This window comes from Chryseobacterium sp. YIM B08800 (assembly GCF_026163565.1).
Lineage (GTDB): Bacteria > Bacteroidota > Bacteroidia > Flavobacteriales > Weeksellaceae > Chryseobacterium.
In genome coordinates, this window is the sequence record NZ_JAPDKN010000113.1 from 1 (window position 1) to 1159 (window position 1159).

At 37.1% G+C, this 1159-nt stretch carries 1 protein-coding gene; it reads left to right on the forward strand.

All coding sequences use genetic code 11. The annotated features are described in order from the left end of the window. Positions 1 to 67 precede the first annotated feature (67 nt). On the forward strand, positions 68 to 1159 hold a 1092-nt coding region (locus OEW74_RS19545), incomplete at its 3' end, for a phage tail sheath subtilisin-like domain-containing protein (RefSeq protein WP_265430074.1).

The window sequence follows — 1159 nt, forward strand, 5'->3', positions numbered from 1 at the left end:
CTCTGGAAATTGCACACGAAGGATTAACGATCGAAAATAACTAATATTAACTTTAAAATTTTAAAAAATGAATTACAAAACACCTGGAGTCTATGTAGAGGAAATTGCAAAATTTCCACCATCTGTAGCACAAGTAGAAACTGCTATTCCTGCTTTTATCGGGTATACAGCACAAGGTCCAAAAAATGAGCCAACAAGAATCTCTTCAATGTTGGAATACGAAACGCTTTTTGGAAAAGCAAAAAACGAAGCGTTTACATTCACTATTACTCCGGCAACTACAGTTGCACCAATTAAGCCGAGAACTGTTACGGCACAATTATCAGCACCAAGTCCTTTCAAAATGTATTATGCTATGCAAATGTATTTTGCCAATGGTGGAGGGCCGTGCTATATCGTTTCTGTAGGAAATGCTGTAGGTTATCCAACTGCATTGGATGGAGTAAAATTATCTGAGCTAAAAGCAGGTCTTGATACATTAGAAAAAGAAGATGAGCCAACTCTTATTATTTTCCCGGATGCTGAAGCTTTAAACAATGATGCGTATGAGTTATACGGATTAGCTTTAGATCAGGCAGGATTGATGAAAGACAGATTTGTCATTATGGATGTTGTAGGAAACACTTCTACTGCAGTTCAAGAGTTTAGAGACAATTTAGATAGCAGTGAAAATTTAAAATATGGAGCAGCTTATTATCCAAAATTAGAAACAGTTTTGAGTTATAGTTATGATCCGGCGATTACTGTTGGAACTGATACATTAGAGCATTGGAGAACTCATGATTCTGAATTGTACAACTTGGCTAAAAATGCCATCGAATCTAACAGAGTGATTATGACTCCATCATCAGCAATGGCAGGAGTTTATGCTAAAGTAGACGCTAGTTCAGGAGTATTTAAAGCACCTGCTAATATTGGGCTTAGCTTTGTAGTAGCACCTAAAGTAAAAATCTCTCACGAAGATCAAGAAAATCTTAACGTAGATGCTACTGCTGGAAAATCAATCAACGCTATCAGAACTTTTACAGGAAGAGGAACTCAGGTTTGGGGTGCAAGAACTTTAGACGGAAACAGCAATGAATGGAGATATATCTCTGTACGTCGTTTCTTCAATATGGTGGAAGAATCTGTGAAAAAAGCTACAGAGCGTTTCGTTTTC